This is a genomic window from Actinoplanes sp. NPDC048791 (genome assembly GCF_040650095.1).
Taxonomy (GTDB): domain Bacteria; phylum Actinomycetota; class Actinomycetes; order Mycobacteriales; family Micromonosporaceae; genus Actinoplanes.
In genome coordinates this window covers 1-5,822 of the sequence record NZ_JBEZGQ010000536.1, presented here as the reverse complement: position 1 = coordinate 5,822, position 5,822 = coordinate 1, and the positions used below count along the sequence as shown (strand labels likewise).

Genomic DNA, 5,822 nt, shown 5'->3' with positions numbered 1-5,822 from the left:
CATGCCGGCGATCGCCGTGATCACCAGCGCCGTGCGGTCGCCGGCGAGCAGCTCGTCGAGCGCCTTGAGGTGCTCCTGGCGGCCGGTGTAGGCCCACACGTCCGGTGGCAGCTGCCGCGGCACCGAGGCGGCGACGGGGGTCCTTCCGACCGCCACGGCCGCGAGGTCGGCGTCGCGGGCCTGCACCTCGCGGGCCTGCCGCCACAGCCGCCCGAACTCCTCGGGGTCGCCCCCGAGCCGGGTCACGATCTCCTCCACCACCTCCCATCGGGCGAGGCGGGGCCGGCTGAACGCGTCGTGGATGGTGGTCGGGTTGATCCCCCGCGGGCGCCGCTCGCCGCGGGTGGCACGTTGCAGCTCGCGCATGCTCGGCCGGCCCGCCGACGCGTGGAGGTCGTGCAGCCGCTCGTAGAACCGCCGGACCGGCCCGTCCGGCACCGCCGGTGTCCTCAGCCTTCCTATCGGTGCCACCTCCCGCAATCAGGTCGCAACGAAGGTTATCGATGCCAGTATCGCAAAGACGGAAAGCGGATCCTCGGGTGTGCAGCGGGCACCAGCTCGCCGTGCTCGTCGGCCCGGGTCGGACCACCCTGGCCCGGGACGCGGACGCGATCGTCGAAGCCGCCGTCGGCCGGCTCGCTGACTCCGTACGCAATCGGCGCCGTCCCGGCCGAACTGATCGTCCGGGGCTCGACCAACGGGCCGGGGCGCCCGGCACAAGCCGGACGCCCCGTCCCCACCGCCGGGGTCAGCCCAGGCCCAGCGCACTCCGCAGGCGGTCGCCGACCGCCTGGTAGCCGCGGGCGTTCGGGTGGAACGAGTCCTCGGGATCGAGCGCCTCGACCCCGTTGGACCAGGGATCGCCGCTGCACACCCGGTGGGCCCGGAACGCGTCGAAGACGTCCACGAAGAGCACCCGGGGATCGCCCGTGGCCGCCACCGCGTTCGCGATCATGTCGCGGGCCTGGGCGGTCCCCTGATGGATCAGCCGCAGCTCGGCGCTGGTGATCTGCGAGTTCGTGGCCGGGCATCTGCTCACCGACGGCTGCGGATCCGCCGGGTCGTCGGGGTTGGGCAGGAACGCCGGGTAACTCAGCACCACCAGGTAGCCGTCCGCGCGCATCCGGGATCTGATGTCGCGGTACACGCCGGTGAGCCGGCTCTGCGTCGCCGACAGCTCCGCGGAAGTCACCAGCGGGGCTCCCGAGCAGTCGGAGACCACACAGTTGCGCAGTTTCGGCCCGAAGCCCAGGTCGTTGCCGCCGATCGTGACCGTCGCGAACCTCGTATACGGTTTCACGTATTCGAGCTGCGCGGATTCGGAGACCGGATTCTGCGCCTGGTAGATGTCGTTGATCCGGGCCGCGTGACAGGCTTTCAGGTTGGGCCGGTCGATCGGCAGGCCCTGGAAGCCGTCCCCGGCGATGTCGAAGCCGTAGGTGGCGTTGCTGCGCCGGCACGACGCCGGGTCGGCGCCGCCCAGGTAGGGGAACGCGCCGGTGCCCGAGGAGTACGAGTCGCCGAGCGCGGTGTAGCGGTGGACCGGCGGGTTGAGCCCGGTGTTGAACGACCCCGTGCCCACCACCACGTGCAGCAGGTCGGTGCCGAGGCCGTCGCACAGCAGGTAGCGCAGGCCCGGCAGCGGGTTGCAGGCACCCCAGGAGACCCCGTACGGCGCCAGCAGGTAGACCTCGAAGACCACCTCGATCTGCCGTCCTCCGTCGTAGTAGTCGCCGGGAATCCGCAGGCCGCCGGCCGACGCGCCGGCGTATGAGCGGTAGAACTCGAACGGCGTGCCGACGTGCAGCAGGTCACCGTCCCAGGAGGGGCTGCGGTCGACGATGCCGGCCACCCCGTAGGCGTAGTCCAGGTAGAAGTTGCAGCCGAGCCGGCCCAGGTACTGGGTGGTGGCCGAGTAGTTGTCCGCGTCGGCGTTTACGCTTGTCGATTGACTGATCTGCTCCTCGCAGTAGAGCTGGCTGGGTTCGTCGGCGCCGGCGACGCGCCGCAGGCTGGGTCCGGCCGCGGCGGCCCGGTCCGGGGCGAGCGCGTTCGCCCTGGTCTTCTCCGAGCCGGGCAGCGCGGTGGCCCGGGTCGGCTTCAACGGCGTCGTGAACGGCGCGGGCCGCACTCCCTTGCCGGGGATCTTGACCGGTCCGGGCAGGGCCGGGTGCGGATCAAATGCTTCTTGCCGGGTACGGGTGTCGCGCGGTTCCGCCGGCGCGGCGAGTGCGGGCGTGCTCCCCGCCAGCACGGCCAGCACCGCGCCCGCGGCCAACCAGAGTCGATGGGATCTCATAGGACATCTCCTCCACATAGGACGCGCTCAGCGTGACAGCGAAGGGGCGGGCAACTCTTCGTCATTCCGCGACGACCGGTCGGCGGCACTTGTCACTTCGCGCAAGAGAATCGGCGGCATGGTCGCCGGGCTCAGCCTCTGGTTCGTTGTCTTCGTGGCACCATGTCGCGCTATGGATCATCAGGGACAGTTTCGTCGTGCCGCGCTCGCGTCGGGCATCCCGGACGACGAGGTCAGCCGGTTCATCCAGCTGGTCCGTGACCTGCCGCACCTGGACGAACTCTGTGCTCTGGCCAATGACCTCTGGCCGCCTGACAACGGGTACGTCAGTGCCTGTATCGGTGGGTATGCCGACGAGGAGGTGATCGGGAGTATCGCGGAGCAGACCCTCGCGTGGCGCGAGAAGACCGGCGCGATCGTCATCCCGGTCGCGAAATGGTATTCCCAGGTGGAGAAGGAGACGCACCGGCTGACGAGTGAGTGGGTGTCGCTTGCCCGCTTCCCCGTGGACAACGAGCTCTGTACCTGATCCGTCGTCGGCTCTCTCAAGACCGGAGTAAGCATGCCCGGGGGCGGGTCGTTGTCAGTCCGCGTAGTGCCGCACGGTCAGGGTGCGGGCGACGGTCGCGCTGAGCAGGCGGACGCCGAGGGTCGAGCCGGGGTCGACGCCGCTGACGTCGCGGACGCGGCGCAGCCGGTAGTCGAGGGTGCGCGGGTGGATGTGCAGGGCAGCAGCGGCGGTCACCCGGTTCATGTCGTGGGCGTAATAGGCGCGCAGCGTGGTGACCAGGTCGGGGCCGGCGGCGAGGGCGCGCGCGTAGGTGCGCAGCCAGCCGTCGACGGCCGGGGCGCCGGCTACCGCCATCTCGACGAACAGGTCCGCGATCTCCGGCAGCCGCTCGGGGGACGACTCCGGCGGTGCGACCCGGCTCGCCTCCCGGGCCCAGGTCAGCGCCGGGGCCAGTCCGCCGACCGGGCCCTCGGCGGCGCCGACCCCGCAGGGCCGGCCGATCAGCGTGACCGCGCGGCGTACCCAGGCAAGGGCCTCGCCGGGGCAGACGATGACGGCTTCGTCGGGGGCCAGCCAGGTGGCCGGGATCCGGTCGGCGGCGAGCGCGGTGACGACCTCGGCCTGAGTCCGGCGGGCGGTACGGTTCGGCGTGGTCAGGACCGCGACCCGGTAGCGTGCGGCCACGCGCAGGTCGGCGACGAACGGCGCGACCGGTTCGTCGGCGATCAGGGCGCGGGCCAGGATCTCCAGCCGGGTCGGCAGCAGCCGGGCGGCGCCGACCCCTTTGGGGTATCCGCGCAGGTAGGCACTGCGGGCCCGGACGCCCTGGGCGCCGAGCCAGCCGACGACACGCAGCAGGTCGGTGACGTGCTCGGGGCGGGCCAGGTCGTGCACCTCGCGGATCATCATCGCGGTGTGCAGGCCGAGCACCTGCTCCTGCGACGGCACGGACAGACCGACCTCGGCGCGGCGGCGGCCGACCTCGGCGATGCGGGTGAGGTCGGTGTCGGTCAGGGGCCGCCCGGCGACGGACAGGTCCAGGGTCCGGCGGCGGATGAGGACGGCGAAGTCGTACATGTCGTCGCCGGGCGGCGACGACTGATATTCGCTGACCTCGTGGGTGTAGGTCTCGACCGCGCGCCGCGCGTGGACCTCGACCCGCTCGCGCAGGGCGTCGAACAGGGCACTCATCGATGCGCCTCCTCCCGTTGCCTCCACTTCGGAGCGGAGGTGTCGGATGGATGGGTGAGGCACGCGGGCGGGCTCAGAAGAGGGTAAGCGGCTCGATCGGGTCCGGCTCGGGCAGTGGCTCCAGCTCCGGCACCCGGGCCCGCACCGCGTCGTGGAAGCGGCGGGCCAGCTGCGGCGCGTCGGCGTTGTCCGGCGTGTGCACGAACACCGTCGGCGCGCGACCCTCTCGCAGCCAGCCCGCGGTCACGTCCACCCAGTGCTGCCAGCCCTCGACCGTCTCGGTGACCGCGTCGCGGCCCAGGTAGCGGATGATCGGCCGGTCGGTCAGGGCCTGCGAGCGGCGCGGCAGCCGGGGCTTCTTGGTCCAGGCGTCGCGTTCGGCCGCGCTGGTCGGGAGCTTCGCGAAGAACACCGTGGTGTCGAACGGGACCCACTCGGCGTCGGCCGCGGCGAGGACTGCTTCCAGCTGCGCGGTGGCGCGGGGGTCGTCGAAGAAGGCCGGGTGGCGGACCTCCACGGCGTACCGGTAAGAGGTCGGCACCTGCCGCAGGAAGGTCTCCAGGGCCGGGATGTCGGCCGGGCCGAAGGATCCCGGCAGCTGGATCCACAGCGCGTGGGCCCGCGGGCCCAGCGGCTCGATCGCGTCCAGGAAGATCCGCAGCGGGTCCTCGGCCCCGACCAGCCGGCGCTCGTGGGTGATGACCTTGGGCAGCTTGAGCACGAACCGGAAGCCCGGGTCGGTCTGCTGCGCCCAGGTCTGCACGGTGTCGCGGGCCGGCGTCGCGTAGAAGGTGGTGTTTCCCTCGACCGCGTTGCACCAGCCGGCGTACGCCCGCAGCCGCTCGCGCGACGGCAGCGGGTGCGCCACGAAGCGTCCCTGCCAGGACTTCAGTGACCACATCGCGCATCCCACGTGAAGCCGCATGCCGAAATGGTAGGCGGTGCGCCGGACCGGCCGGTTCACGCGGGCAGGCCGGCCGCCAATGTCCGCAGAGCCTGGGCGGCGCCGGCCGTCAGCGGCTCGCCGTGGCCGGGCAGGATCGCCTTGATGTCCATCGCGGCCAGCTTGCGGACCGAGTCGTTGGCCTTGGCCTCGTCGGCGGTGTACTGGGGGTCGGAGCGTTCCAGGCCGTTGCTGGTCCGCAGGGCGTCGCCGGCCACCAGGACGCCGGTTGCCGGCTCGAAGATCGAGATGTGGCCCAGGGTGTGGCCCGGTGTCTCGACGACGCGCATGCCGAAGACCTCGTCGCCCTCGGCGAGCGGCTTCAGCGGCTTGTCGGAGATGATCGAGGAGAGGTCGCCGGAGCCGGCGTAGATGGAGGCTTTGACGAGCGGGGCGATCTCGGCCAGGCCGCCGATGTGGTCGTCGTGCAGGTGGGTGAGCACGATGTGCTTCACCGACGACCAACCCGCGCCCGCCGCCTTGAGGCCCTCCTCGATCGCCGACTGCGAACCGGCGGTGCCCAGGTCGACGATCGCCGCCTCACCGTTGCGGACCAGGATGTACGCGGCCACGTAGGACATGGTCACCCGCCGCCAGTCGCCGGCCACCGCGCCACTGGCCGCCGGGACCGGTTGCTCCGCCGACGCGGCCGGCGCCGGTGGCCCGGACGACTCCGACGAGCAGGAGCCAAGCACGGCCACACCCAGTGCGCCGGCCCCGGCCGTGAACAGCAGCCGGCGGCGAGACAGCGACAGATTCCCCATCACCCGATTGAATCAGGTCGCGCCGCGAAAATCCGCCCTCGCCTGCTCGATCTGCCGCACGACGGCGAGTGCCCCCTGTGACTGCGCGATGGCGTCCGCCTCGTCGAGGATCGC

Annotated in this window: 6 protein-coding genes; 1 reads left to right on the top strand and 5 read right to left on the bottom strand. The window is 71.8% G+C overall.

The window, feature by feature from the left end; genetic code table 11:
- Positions 1–438, bottom strand: a 438-nt coding sequence (locus AB0C29_RS30305) for a hypothetical protein (protein ID WP_360827206.1), incomplete at its 3' end; no start/stop codon positions are given.
- A 310-nt stretch (positions 439–748) separates the two neighbouring features.
- Positions 749–2,299 carry an SGNH/GDSL hydrolase family protein gene (locus tag AB0C29_RS30300; RefSeq protein WP_360827203.1) on the bottom strand — a complete coding sequence of 517 codons (1,551 nt, stop codon included), beginning with the start codon at positions 2,297–2,299 and terminating at the stop codon, positions 749–751.
- Between the two features lie 118 nt (positions 2,300–2,417).
- On the opposite strand from AB0C29_RS30300, the gene AB0C29_RS30295 reads away from it, so the two are divergent.
- Positions 2,418–2,828: a hypothetical protein gene (locus AB0C29_RS30295; RefSeq protein ID WP_360827200.1), complete on the top strand. Its 411-nt coding sequence runs from the start codon at positions 2,418–2,420 to the stop codon at positions 2,826–2,828.
- A 54-nt stretch (positions 2,829–2,882) separates the two neighbouring features.
- Here the strand turns inward: AB0C29_RS30295 and AB0C29_RS30290 are convergent, their stop codons facing one another.
- From AB0C29_RS30290 to AB0C29_RS30280, 3 genes are all read right to left on the bottom strand, one after another.
- Positions 2,883–4,001 carry a helix-turn-helix domain-containing protein gene (locus tag AB0C29_RS30290; RefSeq protein WP_360827197.1) on the bottom strand — a complete coding sequence of 373 codons (1,119 nt, stop codon included), beginning with the start codon at positions 3,999–4,001 and terminating at the stop codon, positions 2,883–2,885.
- 73 nt (positions 4,002–4,074) lie between these two features.
- Positions 4,075–4,902 carry a DUF72 domain-containing protein gene (locus tag AB0C29_RS30285; protein ID WP_360827209.1) on the bottom strand — a complete coding sequence of 276 codons (828 nt, stop codon included), beginning with the start codon at positions 4,900–4,902 and terminating at the stop codon, positions 4,075–4,077.
- A gap of 59 nt (positions 4,903–4,961) precedes the next feature.
- Positions 4,962–5,708: an MBL fold metallo-hydrolase gene (locus tag AB0C29_RS30280; RefSeq protein WP_360827194.1), complete on the bottom strand. Its 747-nt coding sequence runs from the start codon at positions 5,706–5,708 to the stop codon at positions 4,962–4,964.
- Positions 5,709–5,822 lie beyond the last annotated feature (114 nt).